This is a genomic window from Kitasatospora sp. NPDC056446 (assembly GCF_042796115.1).
In the GTDB taxonomy this organism is placed as follows: Bacteria; Actinomycetota; Actinomycetes; order Streptomycetales; family Streptomycetaceae; genus Kitasatospora.
On sequence record NZ_JBHTRF010000022.1, the window covers coordinates 1 to 20,860 of the forward strand.

Annotated in this window: 19 protein-coding genes; 14 read left to right on the top strand and 5 right to left on the bottom strand. The window is 73.9% G+C overall.

Translation table 11 applies throughout. From position 1 onward, the window contains the following. Positions 1-172 precede the first annotated feature (172 nt). Positions 173-910: an RICIN domain-containing protein gene (locus ACFQ6N_RS16070; RefSeq protein ID WP_380649591.1), complete on the top strand. Its 738-nt coding sequence runs from the start codon at positions 173-175 to the stop codon at positions 908-910. 99 nt (positions 911-1,009) lie between these two features. Here ACFQ6N_RS16070 and ACFQ6N_RS16075 read toward each other — a convergent pair whose 3' ends face one another. The 3 genes from ACFQ6N_RS16075 to ACFQ6N_RS16085 form a co-directional block, all read right to left on the bottom strand. After that, positions 1,010-1,972: a DUF6528 family protein gene (locus ACFQ6N_RS16075; RefSeq protein ID WP_380649716.1), complete on the bottom strand. Its 963-nt coding sequence runs from the start codon at positions 1,970-1,972 to the stop codon at positions 1,010-1,012. A gap of 137 nt (positions 1,973-2,109) precedes the next feature. Continuing rightward, positions 2,110-3,501 carry an NAD(P)/FAD-dependent oxidoreductase gene (locus tag ACFQ6N_RS16080; RefSeq protein WP_380649592.1) on the bottom strand — a complete coding sequence of 464 codons (1,392 nt, stop codon included), beginning with the start codon at positions 3,499-3,501 and terminating at the stop codon, positions 2,110-2,112. A gap of 138 nt (positions 3,502-3,639) precedes the next feature. Continuing rightward, entirely contained in the window at positions 3,640-4,137 is a 498-nt protein-coding gene (locus ACFQ6N_RS16085) for a flavoprotein (protein WP_380649593.1), read from the bottom strand. A gap of 463 nt (positions 4,138-4,600) precedes the next feature. Here ACFQ6N_RS16085 and ACFQ6N_RS16090 point away from each other — a divergent pair, with 463 nt between their 5' ends. From ACFQ6N_RS16090 to ACFQ6N_RS16100, 3 genes are read left to right on the top strand one after another with little or no spacing between them, the layout of a single operon-like run. Continuing rightward, the gene (locus tag ACFQ6N_RS16090) at positions 4,601-5,860 is read left to right on the top strand and encodes a helix-turn-helix domain-containing protein (RefSeq protein WP_380649594.1); all 1,260 of its coding nucleotides are present in this window, start codon (positions 4,601-4,603) and stop codon (positions 5,858-5,860) included. After that, positions 5,857-6,378, top strand: coding sequence for an NUDIX domain-containing protein (locus ACFQ6N_RS16095; protein ID WP_380649596.1), 522 nt, complete (start codon positions 5,857-5,859; stop codon positions 6,376-6,378). The genes ACFQ6N_RS16090 and ACFQ6N_RS16095 overlap by 4 nt, the downstream gene beginning before the upstream one ends. Positions 6,379-6,401: 23 nt before the next feature. After that, positions 6,402-6,758 (top strand): hypothetical protein, encoded by a 357-nt coding sequence (locus ACFQ6N_RS16100; protein WP_380649597.1) that lies wholly within the window; start codon positions 6,402-6,404, stop codon positions 6,756-6,758. A 209-nt stretch (positions 6,759-6,967) separates the two neighbouring features. Here the strand turns inward: ACFQ6N_RS16100 and ACFQ6N_RS16105 are convergent, their stop codons facing one another. After that, positions 6,968-7,453, bottom strand: a complete 486-nt coding sequence (locus tag ACFQ6N_RS16105) for a cysteine/serine endopeptidase inhibitor (protein ID WP_380649598.1) — start codon at positions 7,451-7,453, stop codon at positions 6,968-6,970. 278 nt (positions 7,454-7,731) lie between these two features. Here ACFQ6N_RS16105 and ACFQ6N_RS16110 point away from each other — a divergent pair, with 278 nt between their 5' ends. The 10 genes from ACFQ6N_RS16110 to ACFQ6N_RS16155 all read left to right on the top strand — a co-directional run bounded on the left by ACFQ6N_RS16110 (position 7,732) and on the right by ACFQ6N_RS16155 (position 19,741). Beyond that, complete coding sequence (locus ACFQ6N_RS16110) at positions 7,732-7,926, top strand: hypothetical protein (protein ID WP_380649599.1); 195 nt, start codon at positions 7,732-7,734, stop codon at positions 7,924-7,926. Between the two features lie 615 nt (positions 7,927-8,541). Then, entirely contained in the window at positions 8,542-9,531 is a 990-nt protein-coding gene (locus ACFQ6N_RS16115) for a TauD/TfdA dioxygenase family protein (protein ID WP_380649601.1), read from the top strand. A 59-nt stretch (positions 9,532-9,590) separates the two neighbouring features. Then, on the top strand, positions 9,591-10,880 hold the full coding sequence (locus ACFQ6N_RS16120) for an ROK family protein (protein ID WP_380649602.1): 1,290 nt from the start codon (positions 9,591-9,593) through the stop codon (positions 10,878-10,880). A gap of 23 nt (positions 10,881-10,903) precedes the next feature. Next, on the top strand, positions 10,904-12,502 hold the full coding sequence (locus ACFQ6N_RS16125) for an ABC transporter substrate-binding protein (RefSeq protein ID WP_380649603.1): 1,599 nt from the start codon (positions 10,904-10,906) through the stop codon (positions 12,500-12,502). Positions 12,503-12,526: 24 nt separating this feature from the next. Next, on the top strand, positions 12,527-13,471 hold the full coding sequence (locus ACFQ6N_RS16130) for an ABC transporter permease (RefSeq protein WP_380649604.1): 945 nt from the start codon (positions 12,527-12,529) through the stop codon (positions 13,469-13,471). Between the two features lie 4 nt (positions 13,472-13,475). Further along, entirely contained in the window at positions 13,476-14,324 is an 849-nt protein-coding gene (locus ACFQ6N_RS16135; protein WP_380649605.1) for an ABC transporter permease, read from the top strand. Further along, positions 14,321-16,102, top strand: a complete 1,782-nt coding sequence (locus tag ACFQ6N_RS16140) for a dipeptide ABC transporter ATP-binding protein (protein WP_380649606.1) — start codon at positions 14,321-14,323, stop codon at positions 16,100-16,102. The genes ACFQ6N_RS16135 and ACFQ6N_RS16140 overlap by 4 nt, the downstream gene beginning before the upstream one ends. Further along, a complete protein-coding gene (locus tag ACFQ6N_RS16145) occupies positions 16,099-18,501 on the top strand; it encodes an arylsulfatase (protein WP_380649607.1) in 2,403 nt (800 codons plus the stop codon). The genes ACFQ6N_RS16140 and ACFQ6N_RS16145 overlap by 4 nt, the downstream gene beginning before the upstream one ends. 135 nt (positions 18,502-18,636) lie before the next feature. Further along, positions 18,637-19,290, top strand: coding sequence for a 4'-phosphopantetheinyl transferase (locus ACFQ6N_RS16150; RefSeq protein WP_380649608.1), 654 nt, complete (start codon positions 18,637-18,639; stop codon positions 19,288-19,290). Positions 19,291-19,357: 67 nt separating this feature from the next. Next, positions 19,358-19,741, top strand: coding sequence for a barstar family protein (locus tag ACFQ6N_RS16155; protein ID WP_380649609.1), 384 nt, complete (start codon positions 19,358-19,360; stop codon positions 19,739-19,741). 30 nt (positions 19,742-19,771) lie between these two features. Here the strand turns inward: ACFQ6N_RS16155 and ACFQ6N_RS16160 are convergent, their stop codons facing one another. Beyond that, complete coding sequence (locus ACFQ6N_RS16160; protein WP_380649610.1) at positions 19,772-20,755, bottom strand: polysaccharide deacetylase family protein; 984 nt, start codon at positions 20,753-20,755, stop codon at positions 19,772-19,774. Between the last annotated feature and the right edge of the window lie 105 nt (positions 20,756-20,860).

Sequence of the window (20,860 nt, forward strand, 5' to 3'; positions counted from 1 at the left end):
TTTCGGCGGCGGGTTCTGTTGTTTATCATCCCCTGGGGGGGCCGCCGCCCGGGTGGGGGGGGGGGGGCGGCGCCCCGCCCGCCCCCCGACAGCCGGGAGAAAGCGGCCTGCCGAAGGATCGGGCTCATCCGATCCGGCCCGGGTCGGGCCCGACAACGACCGAGGTGAATCCGTGTCCTCACGTACGAACGGCAACGGCGGCAACGGCGGTAGCGGCGGCAGCGGCCGACTCCGGGGTGCGGCACTCGCGGCCGCCGCCGTGGCGGTGCTGTCGGCACCGGCGGCGACCGCCGCCACGGCGGCCGACCCGGCCCCGGCCCGGCCGCTGACCGCCGGTTCCGCCCTCGCCACCGCCCCCGGCGCGGCCGGCGCCCCCGGCACGCCCGGCGCGGCACTGGCCGGTCTCCAGGCCGTCGCAGGCGGGGACGGCACGCTGGAGCTGCGCAACTTCAACAGCGGCAAGTGCCTGGAGGTCGCCGATTCCCGGCGCGACAACGGCGCGCCCGTCCAGCAGTGGGACTGCGTCGGCGCCGCCACCCAGCGCTGGCGCTACGTCACCGTCGCGAGCGGCGAGCGGCCGACCGTCCTGCTGGTCAACGCCAACAGTGGCAAGTGCCTGGAGGTCGCCGATTCCCGGCGTGACAACGGCGCGCCCGTCCAGCAGTGGGACTGCGTCGGCGCGACGGGCATCCCGACCCAGCAGTGGGTGCTCTACGGCTCGTGGACCGGTCCCTACACCGGGGTCGGGCTGGTCAACAACAACAGCTGGAAGGTGCTGGAGATCCCGGACGGCCGTCGCGCGAACGGGGTCCACGCCCAACAGTGGGACAGCGACCCGAACGCCTCCACGCAGGTCTGGTTCGAGTGGTGGACCGGCTCCACCGGCCCCGGCCTGCGGGCCCGCCGCTGAACCTCGGGGCCGTCGCCGCGTCGGCGGCCGCTCGCGGGCCCGTGGAGCAGGGGACCACGGGCCCGCGAACAGCGACACCGGGTGCGGGGGCACGAGCGGTCACCAGCCGCCCCACCACCTCGCCTTGTAGAGGTGCGTGCCGCGCAGCGCCCGCGTCCCCTCGGGCCGGTGCAGGGTGATCACCGTGGTGCACCAGTCGCACGGGCCGGTGTGCTCCGGGGTCACCGTGAGCAGCCGGCCGGTGCGGCCGGGTTCGTCGCCGATGCTCTTGACGTCCCGCTCGGCGGCCGGTTCGGTCAGGTGGACGGGGGTGAAGCGGCCGGCGGCGGGGTCGTAGGTCCAGAGGCCGGTCAGCGTGCTCACCCAGAACAGCCCGGGGGCGGCCAGCACGGGCGCCAGGTCGTGGCCGCCGGGGCCGGGCAGCGGGACGCTCCGGACGACGGTGAGGGCGGGCGCGGCCGGGCTGCCGCCGACCCGCAGCGCGTACAGCGCGGAGCCGCCAAGTGCCCAGAGCAGGCCGGTCCGCGCGTCCCAGTGCACCCCGTGCGCGTCGGCGAGCGGGACCTCCACGAAGGCCGTCGCGCGCGGGCCCTGCGAGGCCGCGTACAGCCTGACCCAGCCCCCGGCGCTCGCCGCGACGGCGACATTGCCGTCCGGCAGCAGCTCGATGCTGTGCGGGTTGACGGACCGCCCCAGGTCCGCTGCCCAACGGGTCCGGCCGGTGGCGACCTCGACGACCGCGGCGAGCCCGCCGGAGGCGGTGGTCAGCAGGTAGCGGCGACCCTGCCGGACCCGGCTCTTCGCCTCGTCCGGGTTCGTCCAGCTGCGGGCCGGCGCGAGGTCCGCCAACTCCGGTGCCCGGTCGGCGCTCCAGCCCCACACCACCGGCAGCCGGTCCGGCCCCCGGTAGGCCATCAGCTCCTCGGCGCTCTGCAGGACCAGCACCCGCCGGGATGCCTGGTCCACCACCGCGACCTGCCAACCGGGGGACCGTCCGTACGCACGGGCGGCGGGCACACAGAGCAGCAGGGCGAGGCACAGGGCCGGCAGGGTTCTCCGCATCACGCACCCACGGTCGCCGCCACCGGGGGGCCGCGCACGGCGGCGCGCCCGAACGGCGGCCCACCGCCCGGGCGGCCGCCGGGGCGGCCGGGTGGCCGGGCCGCGTCGGTGGCGGGCCCGGCCGTCGGTCGCGGGCCTCAGCCCCGGCCGGAGACCAGGTCGGCGACCCGGGCGATCGGCGAGGTGGTGGCCCGTCCGGCCGACTCCTGCCGGTCGGCGGCATGGTAGGCGGCGTACATCGCGTGCACCCCGAGCCAGCGCAGCGGCTCCGGCTCCCAGCGCCGCACCGAGTGGCCGACCCACGGCAGCCCGGTCAGCTCGGTGTCGCGCCGCAGCACCAGGTCGCACAGGGTGCGCCCGGCCAGGTTGGTCGTGGTCACCCCGCTGCCGACGTACCCGCCCGCCCAGCCGAGCCCGCTCACCCGGTCCAGCTCGACGGTGGCGCACCAGTCCCGGGGGACGCCGAGGACGCCCGCCCAGGCGTGGTCGATCCGGGCACCGGCCGCGGCGGGGAAGAAGCGGTTCAGGATCGCGCGGAGCTGGCGGACCGTCTCCACCTGGGTGCCGCCGTCCGAGTCCGTCCGCGAACCGAACCGGTACGGCACGCCGCGCCCGCCCAGCGCGATCCGGTCGTCCGCGGTGCGCTGCGCGTACATGTAGGCGTGCGCGAAGTCGCCCAGCACCTCGCGGCCCTGCCAGCCCGCCTCCGCCCAGAACGCGGCGGGCAGCGGCTCGGTGGCGACCATCGCGGAGTTCATCGGCAGCCAGGTCCGCCGCTCGCCGCGCAGCCCGGCGGTGAACCCCTCGGTGGCGCGCAGCACGTGGTCGGCCGTGACGGTGCCGTACGGGGTGACGGCGCGCGGCTTGCGGTAGGCGCTGCCGGGCAGGATCGCGGTCACCGCGGTGCCCTCGTACACCTCCACGCCGAGCCCCCGCACCACCCGGGCCAGCCCGCGCACCAGCTTCGCCGGCTGGATCCGCGCGCCGTAGCGCGACCAGGAGCCGCCGAGGGTCCCGGCGACGCCGACCCGGTCGGCCGCCTCCTTCGCCCCCAACAGCTCGACCCGGCCCTCGCCGTAGGCCCGCTCACCCTCGACGAAGGCCCGCAGGCGCTCCAACTGGGGCTTGCTGCGGGCGACTTCGAGCACGCCACCGCGGACGATGTCCGCCTCGATGCGCTCGGCGGCGGCGACGTCCACGACCTCTCCGACGGCCTCGTCCATCATCCGCTGCATGGCCGCCGCGCGCCGCTGCCCGTACCGCTTCGCGAACGCGCCCCGCCCCGCGAAGCCGTTGTACAGCCAGCCGCCGTTGCGGCCGGAGGCGCCGTAGCCGCAGAAGCGCTGTTCGAGGAGGACGATCCGCAGCGAGGGGTCGGCCTTCTTCAGGTAGTAGGCCGTCCAGAGGCCGGTGTACCCGCCGCCGACCACGCACACGTCGGCGTCCCGCTCCCCCGGCAGCCGGGGGCCCGCCTCGGGCACACCGTCCGCCGCGTACCAGAACGACACCTCGCCGTTGACCGCCGCCACCGGAAACCTCCCACACCCTCGCTGACCTGCCCGGACGCTACCCCGGGCCGGCGGGTCGGACCACCCGTCACAGTGCCAGGATCGCCGGCCGCGACCAGCCACCCTGTCAGCCGCCCGACGGCCCCCGGTCGGCCGCCGTCACTCCCCGAGCAGGTCCAGGGCCCGGGTCCAGCTGTACGCACCGGGCGTGGCCTCCGCGACCCGCACCCCCATCCGCCGGAGCTTGTCGAGGCTCTCCCCGTACGCCGGATGGGCCGCCTGCGCGGCACTCAGACACGGCTGGACGGCCACCGGGATCCCCCACCCGTACGACTCGCAGAGGATCCCCAGCGCGAGCGTGTCCGAGATGCCGAGGGCCCACTTGTTGATCGTGTTGAAGGTCGCCGGGGAGACCACCAGGGCGTCCGGATCCGGCAGCGGCCGGGGGTCCCCGGGCTTCCGCCAGGCGGAGCGGATCGGGTACCCGGTCTGCGCGACGATCGCTTCAGCGTCCAGGAACCCCATGGCGTTCGGCGTCGCAACCACCCCGACGACCCACCCACGGGCCTGCGCGGCGGAGACCAACTCCCCCACCCCGCCCGCCACTCCGGCCGCACACACCACGACGTACAGCACCCGCTGCTTCGCCTCGGACACCCCGAAATCCCCACTCTCGAACCCTTGCGGACCCCAGAACAGTAAGCCGCCCGCACCTCAGGTCTCAGATCTCATCAGGACCTGACCGCCAGGTCCGCGTGCACGACCTTCCCGAGGGACTCCACCGCCGCACCCCAACGCCCCTTGGTGAGGTCGTGGACCAGGGCCAACCCCCGGTGCCCCTCCTGGTCCCTCCCCGCCACCATCAACGCCGGCATCGCCCGCGACCCGTCCGGGCCGGTCGACCGGTGACACCTGCGGACCGTGGACGGCCGCCTCACGATCCGCCTTGCCGGGCCGGCTCATCGCACCACTCCTCAGTCGGGCCAGGGGCCGGGCGGCCCGCACATCACCCAAGCCCTTCCAGAGCCGCTCCAAGGACTCCGATCCAGTGACTCCAAGTCGAGGTCACCGCACTCTCCGTGGCCATAGGATCGGGATCACGCGTTCAAGGGAGCGAGCAGTGGACCGTCAGTCGGACCCGCACCAGACCGTCGCGGGGCTCCTCGACAACCCCCGCTTCCTGGCGGCGTGCGCGGCACGCGACATGGGAACCGTCTTCCGACTCCTGAACTCCCGTGGCCTCAGCACCCGTCGGCTGGCCGCCGCTGCCGACATCACCCAAGGCCGGCTGTACGACTACATGAACGGCAAGACCCGGGTGGAGAAGCTCGCACTGTTCGAGCAGATCTCCGACGCGCTCCACATCCCCGGCCATCTGCTGGGTCTCGCCCGACGCCCGTGGGAACCACTGGCCACCACCGCCAAGCCGCCGGCCCCCGCCTCCCCGGGCGCGGCAGCGGACGACCTCGCGGCCGTGGAGGCCTTCCGCTCGGCCGACCGACAGACCGGTGGCGGTCGGCTCTACTCCGCGGTGGTCCGCCACCTGTCCGTCAACGTGGCTCCCAGACTGGTCGACATCGGCAGCAGCCCGCAGGTATTCGCCACCGCCTCGGCGCTCACCGAAATGGCCGGGTGGATGGCACACGACTCGGGCCGCGACAAGACCGCCGCACACCACTTCTCCCGTGCCTTCACACTCGCCCAGGCGGCAGGCGACACCTCGCTCGCCGCCCACATCGCCGCCAGCACCAGCCACTTGACCCTGCACAGCGGAGATTCCTCCCACGCCTCGCACTGGGCCACGGTCGGCATCGACCTGGCGCGCCGAGGTCCCCACCCGCCGAGCCTGGCGGCCCGGCTGAACACCATGCTCGCCCGCGCCCTCGCCGCCTCCGACCAGTTCGGACCCGCCATCCGCGCACTCGACCTCGCCCACGCGGCCCTCGCCACCCGTGCGGACGACTCCCACCCGTGGTTGAGCCCGTTCGACCACGCCACGCTCGCCAGTGAGTCCGCTCTCGTCTTCGCCGACCTCGACCGATCCGGCGACGCCCTCCGGTGCGCCGAGCAGGCTGTCGCCCTCCGCGAGGACGGCCGCACACGTTCGCTGGCGTTCAGCCGGATCACCCTCGCCCGCAGCCACGTCCGATGCGGCGACCTCGATGCCGCGGTGTCGGTCGGCACCGACCTCCTCGCCACCAGCCCCACCCTCGGATCCGTACGGGTCGTCACCCAACTCGACGATCTGGCCGAACTCCTCGGCAGGCACCGCGACTACCGCCCCGTCCGGGAATACCTGGCACGATTCGACGAAGCGAACAGAGCAAGACTCCTTCTGCTCGCCGACATCATCCCGGAGCCTCGGGGAGGTTCATCGTGAGACCGGCACCCACCGACACCGACGCCTGGAACGCCTACCTCGCCGAAGGCAACGCGAAACAGGCCCGCAAACGCGTCTCGGCCGACGTCGTCCTGCGCGACGAAGCCGGCCGCGTCCTCACCGTCAACCCGACCTACAAGGACGGCTGGGACCTGCCCGGCGGCATGGCCGAGGCCAACGAACCGCCCGACCAGGCCGCCGTCCGCGAGCTGCGCGAGGAGCTGGGCCTCACCGTCACCATCCACGGCCTGCTCGTCGTGGACTGGGTCTCCCCGCACGGGCCCTGGGACGACCAGCTCGCCTTCCTCTTCGACGCGGGCACCCTCTCCCCGGCCCTCGCGGCCACCCTCCGCCCGCACGACGACGAACTCTCCGAAGCCCTCTTCCTCCCCGCCCCCGAAGCCGCCGCACGCCTCCTCCCCCGCCAGCGCAACCGCCTCCGGGCCGCCCTGCGCGCACTCGGCGACGGGCGCGTTCGCTATCTGCGGGACGGCACGGAACCAGGGCGCTTCGAGTAACTGACTGATCAAAGGATGATGAGATGACCGAGAACGGGCGGATCTTCCGTGAGGCGTGGATCGCCGGGGTGCGCAGGCACTTCCCGGGCGAGCCGAAGCCCGGGTATGTCACCCCCTGGGAGGAGACGCCCGACTGGGAGCGGGCGTCCGCCGCCGCTGTGTACGGGCAGGTCCGCGACTTCGTCGCCGTCTCGTCCGGGGCGACCGCCAGGCTCACCCGCGAGCAGAAGGGCCGGTTCGTCGCGACCTGCTGGATCGCCCAGATCCACAAGCACATCGAGGACCCCAAGCCCGGCTACGTCGCTGACTGGGACGATCTGCCCAAGTGGCAGCAGGAAACCGACGCCGACATCTTCGAGGCCATCGAACAGCAGCTCTGAGCCCCGCTCCCCGTCGCGCCCTCTCAGGCTCTCTCAGGGGCTCCTCAGGGCCGGTGGTACGCCGTCAGGTGGACACCGCGCTCTGCCGCTGAGGTCGCGGACGCTGCGGACGCCGCGTGCGCCCGGCTCCACCACTGAGACCGCACGGGCCGGTGCCCGCTCCCGCTCGGCTGCGGGGGCGGGCACCGGTCGTGTCAGACCCGCCGGTCTCAGCCGATGGTGGAGCCGGTGATCGGGGCGGACAGCTCGACGGTCTCGCCCTTGAGGCCCGCCTTGACGAACTGCCAGGTGAGGCCGCTGATGACGCCCTTGTCGAGCGGGGCCAGCTTGGCGAAGGCCGGCTGGCTGAGGTCGATGTGGGTGGAGTCGCAGGAGGGACACTGGTCCTTCACCGGGACGGTGATGGTCTTGCCCTGGTACGTCACCTTGACCGAAATGCCCTTGCAGACCGGGTCGTTGTTCGGGTTGGCGGTGGTCCACCAGGTGTGCGACACGGCGACCAGCATCTGCGAGGAGGCGTTGATCGGGGTGCCGCAGGCGCCGGTGCCGCCATCGGTGTAGTAGGTGGCCTTGCCGGTCATGGGCTTGTTGATCGGTATCGCGGCACTGGCGGTGCCGGCGGTCAGGGCGATCAGGGCGGCTGCGGCGAGCGGGGCGCCCGCGAGGATCCTGAGGTTCTTGCCGATGGCGCGCATGGTTCGGTCCCTCCGGTTGTGCTGGCGAACGTGCTGGTCATGGGCATGACAGCAGGAAACCACCGAAGCCTCACGGCAGTTCGGCGACCCGATGCCCACCCTTGTGAAGGGAACGTATGCGCTCGTCCTCGGCATGGTCCAGACCTCCACGATGTTGGCATCACCACAAGTCAAGGATCTTTACGAATGCGGCCGAAGGGGCGAAGATGCGTGACCGCGCTACCACGGAGGGTGTTGACAGGCCGTCACCCGTACGCCTGTCCCGGAGGACCCGCCCCATGCGCACCGCTCTCGCCGCCCTGCTCCTCGGCGCCGCCCTGCTCCCGGCCACCGCCGCACCCGCGGCCGCGGACTCCCCGCTCCGCGAGGTCAACCAGGGCTACAGCATTCCGGTCGGTGCCGTCACCGATCTCGGCGCCCTGCCCGTCCTCGGCGGCCTCGGGCTGGACTTCGCCCGGCTGCTCGGGCAGTAGCCCCCGACGCCCCGTCACCGAACGTAGCGAGCACGCCGACCGCGGCGAGCGTGCCGAGCACCGCGAACACGTCGAGCGCGGCGAGCACGCCGCCCTCAGGGCAGGCGTCGGCCCCGGCGCGGGAACCGCCCGCGCCGGCCCGGATTTCTTCCGCTCCGCAAGTTAGTAACCCCCACACCCGCACGACAAGGCCGAACGCGCGGCCGTAGCGCGCCCGCCATCCTCCCGTCATCGGCGGCAACGGGCCGCAAGAAGCCGCAAGCAGCCGAAACGAATCGGCAACACCCTTTCCCACCAGGCAAGATGACGATTGACAGCGGCCTGCGCCCTTCAGCACGATGAGACCCGAGCCCAGTCGCGACGAGCCGGAAGGAGGGCCGATGCACACCGCTGTCCGCCCCGTTCCCCGCCGTTGCCCGCGCCGCTGTTGTCGCGGCGCGCTCGCGTCCTGACCGTCCGCCTGACCGTTCGCCGGACCGGACCGTCCTCCCGCGCACCCACCGTCGTACCCCGCCGCACGCCGGGGCCGTACGCCCACCCCTGCCCGGACGCCCTCCGTCGCGCCCGCCTGCCATCACTCACCGTCACCGCATCCCCCCTTGAAAGGGCACCGCCATGACCACCGCCCCGACCGCCCCCACCGCCCCCAGCACCCCGACCGCGCCCGCCACCGCCCTGCGCCTCACCCCCGCCGCCGGCCGGATCGGCGCGATCGTGCACGACATACGCCTCGGCGGCGACCTGCCCGCCGAGACCGTCGCCGCCCTCGAAGCCGCCCTGTACGAGCACAAGGTGCTCTTCTTCCGCGGCCAGCAGCACCTGGACGACGCCGCGCAGGAGGCCTTCGCCCGGCTGCTCGGCGACCCGGTCGGCCACCCCACCGTGCCCAGCGCGGACGGCCGTTACATCTTCGAGCTGGACGCCACCAAGGGGGTGCGCGCCAACAACTGGCACACCGACGTCACCTTCGTCCCGTCCTACCCGAAGGCGTCGATCCTGCGCGCCCTGGAGGTCCCGCCGGCCGGGGGCAGCACCGTCTGGGCCAACACGGCCGCCGCCTACCGCGACCTGCCCGCGCCGCTGAAGACCCTCGCCGAGAGCCTGCGCGCCGTCCACACCAACGACTACGACTACGCCGCCCGGCTCGCCCTGCGCCCGGAGCTGGCGAACAACGCCGAGGTCGCCAAGCTGTTCCGGGAGGTCTTCGTCTCCACCGCCTTCAAGACCGAGCACCCGGTGGTCCGGGTCCACCCGGTGACCGGCGAGAAGACCCTCCTGCTGGGCGCGTTCGCGCAGCGCATTCAGCTCCTGTCGGGCGACGACAGCAAGGCCCTGATCGACCTGTTCCAGCGCTACGTCGAGCGGCTGGAGAACACCGTCCGCTGGGACTGGCAGGTCGGCGACGTGGCGATCTGGGACAACCGCGCCACCCAGCACTACGCGGTCGCGGACTACGGCGACGAGCCGCGCCTGGTGCGCCGGATCACCCTGGACGGCGACCTGCCGGTCGGCGTGGACGGCACCCCCAGCCGTCTGCTGGAGCCGGCCGACCCGCCACGGGTGCCCGGCCTGGTGCCCGCCGCGGAGCTCGAAGCGGCGAACTGACGGGCCCCGGAGACCGCACGCCCGCACCACGGAACGCGACGAACGAGACGAACGAGGCCATGTCGACTCCCCTCCGCGCCGGCGACGACCGCCGGGACGCCAACGCCGCAGCCGTCCTGCGCACCGTGCTCGACCACGGGCCGGTCGCCCGCAGCCGGATCGCCGAGTTCACCGGGCTCAGCGCCTCGGCGGTGTCCCGCCAGACCGTGGACCTGGTCCGGCTCGGACTCCTGCGCGAGCGGCCGGAGTTGGCGGGCGGCGGGGCCGGTACGGTCGGCCGCCCGCAGCTCCCGCTCACGGTGGACACCGACCGGCTCGCCGTCGCCGGGCTGCACATCGGCGTGCCGTACACCACCGTGGCGCTGCTCGACCTGCGCGGCCGGGTGCTGCGGCGCAAGGAGCTCTCCAACCGCGGCCGGACCGGGCCCGCCGTGCTGAAGCCGCTGCTGGCCCGGCTGCCCCGGCTGGTCGACGCCCTGCGCGGCGACCGTACGGTGGTCGGGCTGGGCGCCGTCAGCGGCGGCTCGGTCGATCCGGAGCGCGGGCTGATGCTGCGCCACGGGCCGCTGGACTGGCGGGACCTGCCGCTGCGCGCCCTGCTGGAGGACGCCACCGGGCTGCCGGTCCAGGTGGACAACCACGCCCGGGCGCTCACCCAGGCGGAGATCCTCTTCGGCCATCCGGCCGCGCGCCGCAGCATGGTCCAGCTGTTCGTCGGCCATGTGGTGGACGCGGCGCTGGCGGTCGCGGGCACGGTCCACCTGGGCCCGCCCGCGGCCACCGGCGACCTCGGCCACCTCCCGGTGACCGGCACCGTGACCGATCCGGACGCGCGGAGCGACGCCCGCTGTCACTGCGGCCGGCTCGGCTGCCTCTCGGTGGCCGCCTCCGACACCACGCTGTTCGAGGCGGCCACCGCCGAGGGGGTCACCGACGGCCCGGACCGGGCCGGCCTGGTCGCCGCCGTCCGGCGCGGCGACCCGAGGGCGGACCGGCTGGTCCGCAACCGGGCCCGGATCATCGGCCGCGCCCTGGCGCTGCTGGCCGACGTGGTCAATCCGGACCTGCTGGTCCTCACCGAGACCTTCGCCCTGCTCGACCCCGGCTACCTCGACGTCGTCCGCGCCGAGTTCGCCCTCCGTTCGCACCTGCGCCGGGACGCCGACCTGCTGATCGCCCAGCAGCGCGGCGCCGATGTCCTCGCGGTGGCCGCCGGCGCCCCGGTGCTGGGCGAGCTGTACGCCCGGCCGGTCCGCGCGCTCCCGACGGCACCGGCCCGTGGCCCGGCCCGCACAGACGCCCGCACGCCCACCGCCAGCGCCGCTCCCGTCCTCGCCCTCCGCCCGTGACCCCGCAGCCCCGAAGGACCGCCATGACCGCGCTCACCCGTCCCTCCGCCCCGAGCCGCCGCGCCCTGCTGCGCGCGGGCCTCGCCGGTGCCGGCCTGCTGACGCTCGCGGCCTGCCGGTCCGCCGTCGACGAGGCCGCGCACGCCGCCGACGCCCCGGGCACCGCCGGGAGTCCGGACGCCCCGCGACGCGGCGGCGTGCTCTCCGTCGCCACCGGCATCGACTTCACCCCGAGCCTGCTGTTCGCCCAGAGCGCCAACACGCTCGTCCAGCGCCTGGTCTTCAACACCCTGACCAGGTACGACGACCAGCTCCGGCCGCAGCCCGAACTCGCCACCGCCTGGGAGGTCGCCCCGGACGGCCTGAGCGTCACCCTCAGGCTCCGTGAGGACGTGCTCTTCCACAGCGGCCGCCGGTTCACCGCCGACGACGTGGTCTTCGCCGTCCGGAACCTCCAGAACCCGGCCCGCTCCGCCCAGTTGCGCTCGACCGCCGCCACCGTCACCGACTTCCGCAAGAACGGCGACTTCGAGCTGACCCTGGTGCTCGCCCATCCGGTGAGCAACCTCTTCGACCTCTTCGAGTTCATGATCATCCCGGATTCCGGCACCGTCGAGGACGCCGTGGCGGGCACCCGGCTGATCGGCACCGGCCCGTTCACCCTCACCGACCGCAAGCCCGGCTCCTCGCTCACCTTCGCCCGCAACGACCGCTACTGGAACCCCGGCCGCCCGTACCTCGACGGCGTGGAGATCAGGGTCGTCCCGCAGGCCGAGTCCCTGCTGTCCTCGCTGAAAACCGGCCAGACCCACCTGTCCTACAACGTCCGCGGCAAGGACGTCGCCGGCCTGCGCGGCGACCCCCAGTTCCGGATCAAGCAGTACGACACCGGCTCCGGCGCCTACTACATCGGCGTCAACGTCACCGCCGAGCACGTCGGCGACAAGCGCGTACGCCAGGCCATCGCCTGGGCGATCGACCGCGAGCGCTTCGTCCAGCAGGCCCTCGGCGGCTACGGCAGCGTCTCCTCGGTGCCCTGGCCCAAGTCCTCCCCCGCCTACACCGAGGCCGACGCGGCCCACTACCGCCACGACCCGGACCGCGCCCGCGCCCTGCTCAAGGAGGCCGGCCTGGAGCGGATCACCCTGCCCTTCGCCCACTCCAGCGAGCCGGGCCCGACCGCGACCGCCCAGATCCTGCAGTACGACCTCCAGCAGGTCGGCATCGACACGGTGCTCCAGCCCACCGACTCGCCGACCATGCAGAAGCAGCTCATCTCCCAGTCCATGCCCGCCCTGTGGACGCTCAGCCACGGCTTCGCCCAGCTCCACCCGGCCACCCTCGCGGTCAGCGCGTACCCGTTCAACGAGGCCAGGAACAGCTCGCGCTTCACCTCCCCCGCCTACACCGACGTGGTGCAGAAGGCCTGGAACCGCAGCGACAGCGACAGCCCCGACGCCAAGGCCCTCTACCGGCAGATCACCGACGTCCTGCTGGACGAGGAGTTCGTGATCGACCTCGCCATCGCCGGACTGGTCGAGGTCGCGGGCCGCAGGGCCCAGGGCGCCACGCTCAACAAGTTCGGCTACCTCAACCTCGACGACGCCCATCTGACGGCCTGAGCAGGACGGCCCGGTACCCGACCCATGCGCACCTTCCTCCTCAAACGCCTCCCCAGCGGCCTGCTGGTCCTGGTCCTCGCCTCCTTCGCGGTCTTCCTCATCCTCCGCCTCATCCCCGGCGACCCGGCCGCCTCCCTCGCCGGACCGGACGCCTCCACCGCCACCGTCGAGGCCATCCGCACCCGGCTCGGCCTCGACCAGCCGCTGTTCGGCCAGTACCTCGGCTGGCTCGGCGACCTGCTGAGCGGCGACCTCGGCCCGAGCTACGCGATCGGCGGCCAGGTCACCGACCTGATCGGCAACGGGCTCGGCGCCACCGCCCAACTCGCCCTCGGCGCACTGGTCCTGGTGGTGCTGATCGCCCTGCCACTGGCGGTGGCCGGCGCGACCGCCCGGCGCCGACCGGTCGCCGCCGCCCTCCAGGCCGTCACCACCGCCGTGCTCGCCATCCCGCCGTTCGTCACCGGCGTCGTCCTGGTCCTGGTCTTCGCCGTCTCGCTCGAACTGCTGCCGGCCGGCGGCCGGGAATCCCTGCTGGACGCACCGGACCTGGCCGTCCAGTACCTGGCGATGCCCGCGCTCTGCCTGGCCCTGCCGAGCGCCGCCGTCCTGGCCCGCTACCTCAAGGACGGCATCGAGCGCGCCCTCGCCGAGGACTACGTCCGCACCGCGACCGCGCTCGGCGTCTCCCGGCGGCGGATCGTCTGGCGGCACGCCCTGCCCAACGCACTGCCCTCCGCCGTCACCGTCCTCGGCCTCCAGGTCGGCCACCTCATCGCCGGGGCCGTCCTGGTCGAGCGGATCTTCGCCTGGCCGGGCCTCGGCCGGCTGATCGAGCAGGGCGTCGCACGCCGCGACTACCCGGTGGTGCAGGACCTCCTGCTCCTGGTGGTGGCGGTCTACGTCGCCGTCCAGCTGCTCACCGACCTCGCGTACGCCTGGCTCGACCCCCGGATCCGCTGGGAGTGACCCGATGACCACCGCCACCCTTCCCCTCAAGACCCGTGCCCGGCAGCGCCGTTACCTGTCCGCCCTGCGCACCTGGCGCGGCCTGGCCGGCCTCGCCCTGGTCGGCGTGGTCGCCCTCGCCGGGCTGCTCGCGCCACTGCTCACCGACACCGACCCGAACGCCCAGAGCGCGCTCGCCCTGGCCGGGCCGAGCTCCGCACACCCCTTCGGCACCGACGACCTCGGCCGGGACCTGTTCAGCCGGGTGCTGCACGGCATCGGCACCGACCTCGCGCTGATCGTCACCGCCGTCCCGATCGGCGCCCTGCTCGGCTGCGCGGCCGCCCTGCTCGCGGCCACCTCCCGCTGGGCCGACCTCGCCGTCCAACGCGCCTTCGACCTGCTGCTCGCCTTCCCCGGGCTGATCCTCGGCCTCGCCGTGACGGCCGTCCTCGGCCCGGGCCGCTGGCCGGTGGTGATCGTCATCGCCCTCGCCGAGATCCCGGGCTTCGGACGGCAGTTGCGGGCCGGGATCCTGGTCCAGCGGGAGCGCGAGTACGCCCTGGCGGCCCGCCTCGGCGGCGCCTCCCGGGCCCGGGTGCTGCTGCGGCACATCGTGCCCAACGCCGTCGACCCGCTGATCGTGCAGACCGCCGTCGCCCTCTCGCTGGGCGTGTTCATCGAGGGCGCGCTCAGCTTCCTCGGCCTCGGGGTCCGCCCGCCGGAGCCCACCCTGGGCAGCATCCTCAGCCAGTCCGTGGCCTACCTCACCACCGACCCCGCCTTCGCGGCCGCCCCGCTGGCCGCCACCACCGCACTGGTGCTCGGCTTCACGCTGATCGCCGAGGCACTGAACCGGGGGATCCGCCGATGACCGCCGTGCTCCGCGTCACCGACCTCACCGTCCGCTTCGGCACCGACCCCGGCCCCACCGACGGCACCGACCCCGGCCCCACCGACGGATCCGCCCTCGGCGCCGCCGCCGTCGACGGAGTCGGCTTCGACCTCGACGCCGGCGACACCCTCGGCATCGTCGGCGAGTCCGGCTCCGGCAAGTCCACCACCGCGCTCGCCCTGCTGCGGATGCTGCCGCCAGGCGGCCGGATCACCGCCGGCTCGGTCGCACTCGCCGGCCAGGACCTCGCCACCCTCCCCGAGGACGCGCTGCGGCCCCTGCGTGGCCGGCGGATCGCCATGGTCTTCCAGGACCCGATGTCCTCGCTCAACCCGGTCCTCACCATCGGACGGCAGCTGGACGAGGCGCTGCGCGCCCACGGCGGCACCCGTCGCGGCACGCCAGACGGCACCCCCGGCGGTTCCCCTGGTGGCACCCCCGCCGGCACCTCCGCCGACACCCCCGCTCACGCCCCCGGCCGAACGCTCCGCAAGGCCGAACGTCAGGCCCGTGCCGCCGAGTTGCTCGACCTGGTCGGCATCCCGGACGCCGCCGGGCGGCTGCGCGACCACCCGCACCAGTTCTCCGGCGGCCAGCGCCAGCGCATCATGATCGCCCTCGCCCTGGCCCACGACGCCGAGGTGCTGGTCGCCGACGAGCCGACCACCGCCCTCGACCCGACCGTCCAGCAGCAGATCCTGCGCCTGCTCACCCGGATCAACCGGGAGACCGGCACCGCGCTGGTGGTGATCAGCCACGACCTCGGGGTGATCGCCCAGACCTGCCGCCGCCTGCTGGTCATGCGGCACGGCCGGGTGGTCGAGCGGGGCGACACCGCAGACGTCCTCTCCGCTCCGCGGCACCCCTACACCCGCGAACTGCTGGCCGCCGTCCCCCGGCTGGAGGAACCCTCCCGGGCCGCCGCCAACAGCACACCCGGAGACCAACCCCTGATCACGGTCCGTGACTTGGGCAAGACCTACGGCTCCCGGCGGCGCGCCGTCACCGCCCTGCACGGCGTCGACCTCGACCTGCACCCCGGCGAGACGCTCGGTCTGGTCGGCGAGTCCGGCTCCGGCAAGTCCACCCTCGCCCGGGCACTGGTCCGGGCACACGCGCCCTCGTCGGGCAGCATCCGCTTCCGAGGCGAGGAACTCGGCCGCCGGCCGCACCGCGGCGCGCCGAGCCGCGAGATCCAACTCGTCTTCCAGGACCCGTACTCCTCGCTCAACCCCAGGATGACCGCCGGGCAGATCATCGCCGAACCGCTGATCGCCCACCGCCTCGGCGACCGCGCCCGGCGCGCCGCCCGGGTGGCGGAACTGATGGAACAGGTCGGCCTGGACCCGGCCACCGCCGACCGGCACCCGCGCGCCTTCTCCGGCGGCCAGCGCCAACGCATCGGCATCGCACGGGCGTTGGCACCGGAGCCGAGTGTGCTGATCTGCGACGAGCCGGTGTCCGCCCTCGACGTCTCGGTGCAGGCCCAGGTCATCGACCTGCTCGCCGGACTGCAGCGCGAACTCGGCCTGGCCATCCTGTTCATCGCCCACGACCTGGCCGTCGTCCGCCGGGTCAGCCACCGGATCGCGGTGATGCACCGCGGCCGGATCGTCGAGACCGGACCGGCCGACCGCGTCGTCACCGCCCCCGAGCACCCCTACACCGCCGAACTCCTGGCCGCCGTACCGCGCCTGGAGCCCGCACCGGCCACCACCCGAGCCGTCCACCGAGCCACCACCCGGAGCACCGCATGACCACCGAACCCGCAGCGACCACCGAACCCGCAGCGACCGCCCGCCCGGCAGCAGTGACCGGCGCCGCCGCCGGCCCGGCCGACCCACACCGCCGCGACCCCTACGCCGGCTTCCCCGGCACGGTCGGCCGCACCTTCGCCGAGTCCACCCCCGCCTGGCCGCGGCGCGTCCGCCCGCGCGAGGGCGCGCCCAACATCGTCGTCGTGCTGGTCGACGACATGGGCTACAGCGACATCGGCCCGTTCGGCGCCGAGATCCCCACCCCGACCCTGGACCGGCTCGCCGCGACCGGCGTCCGACTCGCCAACTACCACACCATGCCGCTCTGCTCCCCCGCCCGGGCCGCCCTGCTCACCGGCCTCAACCCGCACCGGGTCGGCTACTCCTTCGTCGCCAACGCCGACCCGGGCTTCCCCGGCTACGGCATGGAGGTCTCCGGGGACATCCCCACCCTCGCCGAGCTGCTGCACGACGCCGGGTACGCCACCTACGCCGTCGGCAAGTGGCACCTCACCCGCGACTCCGCCTCCAACGCCGCCGACGACCGCGCCAACTGGCCGCTGCAGAAGGGCTTCGACCAGTACTACGGCGTCCTGGAGGGCCTGACCAGCCTCTTCCACCCGCACCAACTCGTGCGCGACAACAGCCCCCTGGACATCGACGAGTTCCCCGAGGGCTACTACTACACCGACGACATCACCGACCAGGCCGTCAAGATGGTCAAGTCGCTGCGCGCCCACGACGCCGACAAGCCCTTCTTCCTCTACCTCGCCCACAACGCCGTGCACGGCCCGCTCCAGGCCAAGCCCGAGGACCTCGCCCGCCACCGGGGCCGCTACGACGACGGCTGGGACGAGCTGCGCCGCACCCGCTTCGCCCGCCAGCTCGCCGCCGGCCACTTCCCGCCCGGCACCGAACTGCCCGAGCGCAACTCCGAGGCCGGGTACGAGGTCGGCCCCTGGGACGAACTCACCGATGTGCAGAAGAAGTTGTACGCCCGCTACATGGAGGTGTACGCGGCGATGGTCGACAACGTCGACCGGAACCTCGGCCGACTCACCGACACCCTGGCCGCCCTCGGCGAACTCGACAACACCATCATCGTGTTCACCAGCGACAACGGCGGCACCGGCGAGGGCGGCGCCGAGGGCACCCGCAGCTACTTCAGCCGCTTCGTCCACCACCCGAACCTTCCGGACGACTGGAACCCCGACGTCCGGCGCGAGATCGAGCTGATCGGCGGCCCGCAGAGCCTGGTCCACTACCCGCGCGGCTGGGGCATGGCCTCCAACACGCCCTTCCGGCTGTACAAGGGCCAGACCTACGCCGGCGGCGTCCGGGTGCCGTTCGTGCTCTCCTGGCCGGCCGGCCTGCCGCGCGCCGAGGGCGACGACGGCGTCCGCTCCCAGTACCAGTACGTCACCGACATCCTCCCCACCCTGCTCGAACTCGCGGGCGTGGAACGGCCGTCGGACCGCCGGGGCAGCGCCGTCCAGGACCTCGACGGCATCGCCTTCGGCTCCGTACTGCGCGACCAGGCGGCGCCCAGCACCCACCACGAGCAGTACTGCGAGATGACCGGCAACCGCAGCTACTACCGCGACGGCTGGAAGCTGGTCACCCTGCACCGCCCCGGCACCCCCTACGACGACGGCGAGTGGGCGCTGTACGACCTGCACACCGATCCGACCGAGATCCACGACCTCGCCGCCGAACACCCCGGTCTGGTCAAGGAGTTGTCCGCGGCCTGGGAGGCGGCCGCCTGGCGCGACGGCGTCTTCCCGCTCGCCGACGGCAGCGGCGCCCTCGCGCTGCGCGGCCCCGAGGCCGACCGGCTGCGCCGCCCGGTCACCCTGCTGCCCGGCACCCCCGAACTGGAACGCTACCGCTCCTCCCGGCTGATCTCCTTCCGCTCCTTCACGGTCGAGGTCGCGCTCGACGGCTACCGCGAGGGCGACGAGGGCGTCCTGGTCTCGCACGGCGACCAGGGCGGCGGCTACAGCCTCTACGTCGAGGACGGCCGGCTGCGCCTCGCCTACAACCAGTACGGCGAACTGCTGGAGGCCGACGGCGGCCCGCTGCCGCCCGGCGCCCGCCTGGTCACCCTGGCGGCCACCGCGGTCGCCGACCTCAGGTGGGAGTTCCGGCTGCTCGTCGACGGCGCCGAGGGCGGCCGGCTCGGCCCGGTCCACCAGCTCATCGGCATGGCGCCCTTCCAGGGCATCAGCGTCGGCCTCGACCGCAAGTCCCCGGTCTCCTGGCCGGTGCACGAGCGCCACCGCTCCTTCCGCTACACCGGCGCGCTGCGCTCCGTCACCTATCTGCCCGGCGACCCGGCGCCGTACGACCCGGAGACGGTCGTCCGGGCGCTGCGCGAGGCCGCCGCCGCTTTCGAGTAGCGGCCGCACCGGTTCCGGCCACCCGGCGGCAGGCCTCCGGCAGTAGTCCCCGTTCCGCCCCCGAAGATCCGTCCACCCGGGTTACCCTCGTCCCGCGCGGCGACGGCCCCGCGCGGCCGACCGAGGGGGGAACGGGTGATCGGGGACCTGCTGCCGGACGTGGTGGCGACCGAGGTGGCGTACGACGACCCGCCGCACGCCAGGCTGGAGCCGGAGGAGGAGGCGGTCATCACCCGGGCCGTCGACAAGCGGCGCCGCGAGTTCACCACCGTCCGCCACTGCGCCCGGGGCGCCCTCGCCCGGCTCGGCGTGCCCTACCGTCCGCTCGTCCCCGGCCTGCGCGGCGCGCCGAGCTGGCCGGACGGCGTGGTCGGCAGCCTCACCCACTGCGACGGCTTCCGCGCCGCGGCCGTCGCCCCGGCCGACGCGCTCGCCTCCGTCGGCATCGACGCCGAACCCGCGCTGCCGCTGCCCGAGGGCGTCCTGAACGTGGTCGCGCTGCCCGTCGAGCAGAAGCTGCTCGCCGAGCTGGCCGACGCGCACCCGGACACGCCGTGGGACCGCGTCCTGTTCAGCGCCAAGGAGTCCGTGTACAAGGCGTGGTTCCCGCTGACCCGGGTGTTCCTGGACTTCTCCGAGGCCGAGCTGGAGCTCGCCCCCGACGGCACCTTCACCGCCCGCCTGCTGGTCCCCGGCCCGCTGGTCGGCGGACGCCGGGTGGAGGGCTTCGACGGCCGCTGGGCCGTCCGGGACGGGCTGATCGCCACGGCCATCGCCGTACGGCCCTGAGCCCGCCCGGCCACCGCCTGCCGATTCACCGGCGGTCCGTTCACCGGCCGGGCATATCCTCGACCCCGTGACGGTGACTTACGTGATCGACGGCAGCAGGATCGGCACTCTGGAGGACTTCTGGGACGTCGTCGGACAGGAGATCGGCACCGACGGCTACTTCGGACGCAACCTCGACGCCTTCGCCGACTGCCTCCGCGGCGGCTACGGCACGCCCGACGACGGCGACTGGGTCATCGAGTGGCGCGACCACGAGGCCTCCCGGCGCGGCCTCGGCTACCCGGAGACCGTCCGCCAGCTCCAGGTGCGGCTGGGCCGCTGCCACCCCACCAACCGCGCGCAGGTCGCCGCCGAGCTGGCCGCCGCCCGGGCGGGCAAGGGGCCGACGGTCTTCGACTGGCTGGTGCGGATCATCGAGGAGGAGCACCCGGGCGGTCTGCGCCTGCGGTAGCCGCCCGCCGGTGCGGTTCCCGGGCCCGGCCTACATCACGTCCGAGAGCCGGACGAACCGCCGCCCGGCCGCCAGCATCCCCGGGACCGCCGCCGCCACGCCTCGGGCGGTCCCGCCGCCCGGGTGATTCAGATGGCCGATCACGATCGCGCCCGGCGGGGCCGACGCGACCTCCTGCCGCACCTCGGAGGCGGGCAGGGTGGCGCCGCCGTCCCCGTTCACTGTGAAGCCGGCCACGCGTTCGCCCAGGTCGGCGACCACCCGGGTGGCCACGTCGTCGTAGTGCGCGGTGCCGGAGCGGAAGAAGCGGGGCGGGTGGCCGAGCAGCCCGGTGAGCTTCCGGGCGTTGCCCGCCACCTCGTCGTACACCTCGCCGACGCCGCCGGTGCCGGCGATGCCGTAGGCGGAGCGGCCGGTAACCGAGAGCGGGCGGTGAACGGTGCCGTGGTTGCCGATCTCGAACAGCGGGTCGCCCGCGAGTTGCTCGAACTCGTCCGGGTTGGCGTCGATCCAGCGGGCGTTCAGGAAGAGCGTGGCCGGGACGCCGTACGAGCGCAGGAAGTCGATCAGGTCGGCGTCGTAGCCGTTGCCGCCGGGGCCGCCGCAGGCGTCGAAGGTGAGCGCCGTCGCGCGCTCGCCGTCGGGCAGCTCGGTGATCACGCCGGCGACCTCCAGCCCCCAGTCGGTCGGGGCCAGGGCACCGTAGCGCTCCACCAGCTCCGCCCGGGTCGGCGTCGCACCCGCCGCTGCCGCCGGGGCCGGGGTGGCGGGAGCGGCGGACGGCTCGGCGGTGGGCGGCGCGGTGGACGGCGTGGCGGTCGGCGCGCCGGTGGGCTCCGGCCCCGCGTCGGCCTGGGCCTGGGCCTGGGCCTGGGCTTCGACCCCGGCAGGTATACCGCCCGCCGTCGCCGGGACGGACCCCGCCGGGCCCGGGGCCGATGCCGTCCTGGCCCCGCAGGCCGTCAGCGCGCCCCCGGCCACCGCCGCCAGCAGCATCCGCCGGCTCACCGCCATTCCCGCCTCCCGACCCGTCACGTCATGTCACGTCATGCGATGTCACGTCACACCATTTGTCATATCAAACGCTTACATGACTATGAACCGACCATTCGTCACTCC

Excerpts from the sequence above, each read along its gene's own strand:
- ACFQ6N_RS16075 (WP_380649716.1), bottom strand. The coding sequence starts at position 1,972 with ATGCGGAGAACCCTGCCGGCCCTGTGCCTCGCCCTGCTGCTCTGTGTG.
- ACFQ6N_RS16100 (WP_380649597.1), top strand. The coding sequence starts at position 6,402 with ATGACCGAGAACGGGCGGATCTTCCGTGAGGCGTGGATCGCCGGGGTG.
- ACFQ6N_RS16105 (WP_380649598.1), bottom strand. The coding sequence starts at position 7,453 with ATGCGCGCCATCGGCAAGAACCTCAGGATCCTCGCGGGCGCCCCGCTC.
- ACFQ6N_RS16110 (WP_380649599.1), top strand. The coding sequence starts at position 7,732 with ATGCGCACCGCTCTCGCCGCCCTGCTCCTCGGCGCCGCCCTGCTCCCG.
- ACFQ6N_RS16115 (WP_380649601.1), top strand. The coding sequence starts at position 8,542 with ATGACCACCGCCCCGACCGCCCCCACCGCCCCCAGCACCCCGACCGCG.
- ACFQ6N_RS16120 (WP_380649602.1), top strand. The coding sequence starts at position 9,591 with ATGTCGACTCCCCTCCGCGCCGGCGACGACCGCCGGGACGCCAACGCC.
- ACFQ6N_RS16125 (WP_380649603.1), top strand. The coding sequence starts at position 10,904 with ATGACCGCGCTCACCCGTCCCTCCGCCCCGAGCCGCCGCGCCCTGCTG.
- ACFQ6N_RS16130 (WP_380649604.1), top strand. The coding sequence starts at position 12,527 with ATGCGCACCTTCCTCCTCAAACGCCTCCCCAGCGGCCTGCTGGTCCTG.
- ACFQ6N_RS16135 (WP_380649605.1), top strand. The coding sequence starts at position 13,476 with ATGACCACCGCCACCCTTCCCCTCAAGACCCGTGCCCGGCAGCGCCGT.
- ACFQ6N_RS16140 (WP_380649606.1), top strand. The coding sequence starts at position 14,321 with ATGACCGCCGTGCTCCGCGTCACCGACCTCACCGTCCGCTTCGGCACC.
- ACFQ6N_RS16145 (WP_380649607.1), top strand. The coding sequence starts at position 16,099 with ATGACCACCGAACCCGCAGCGACCACCGAACCCGCAGCGACCGCCCGC.
- ACFQ6N_RS16160 (WP_380649610.1), bottom strand. The coding sequence starts at position 20,755 with ATGGCGGTGAGCCGGCGGATGCTGCTGGCGGCGGTGGCCGGGGGCGCG.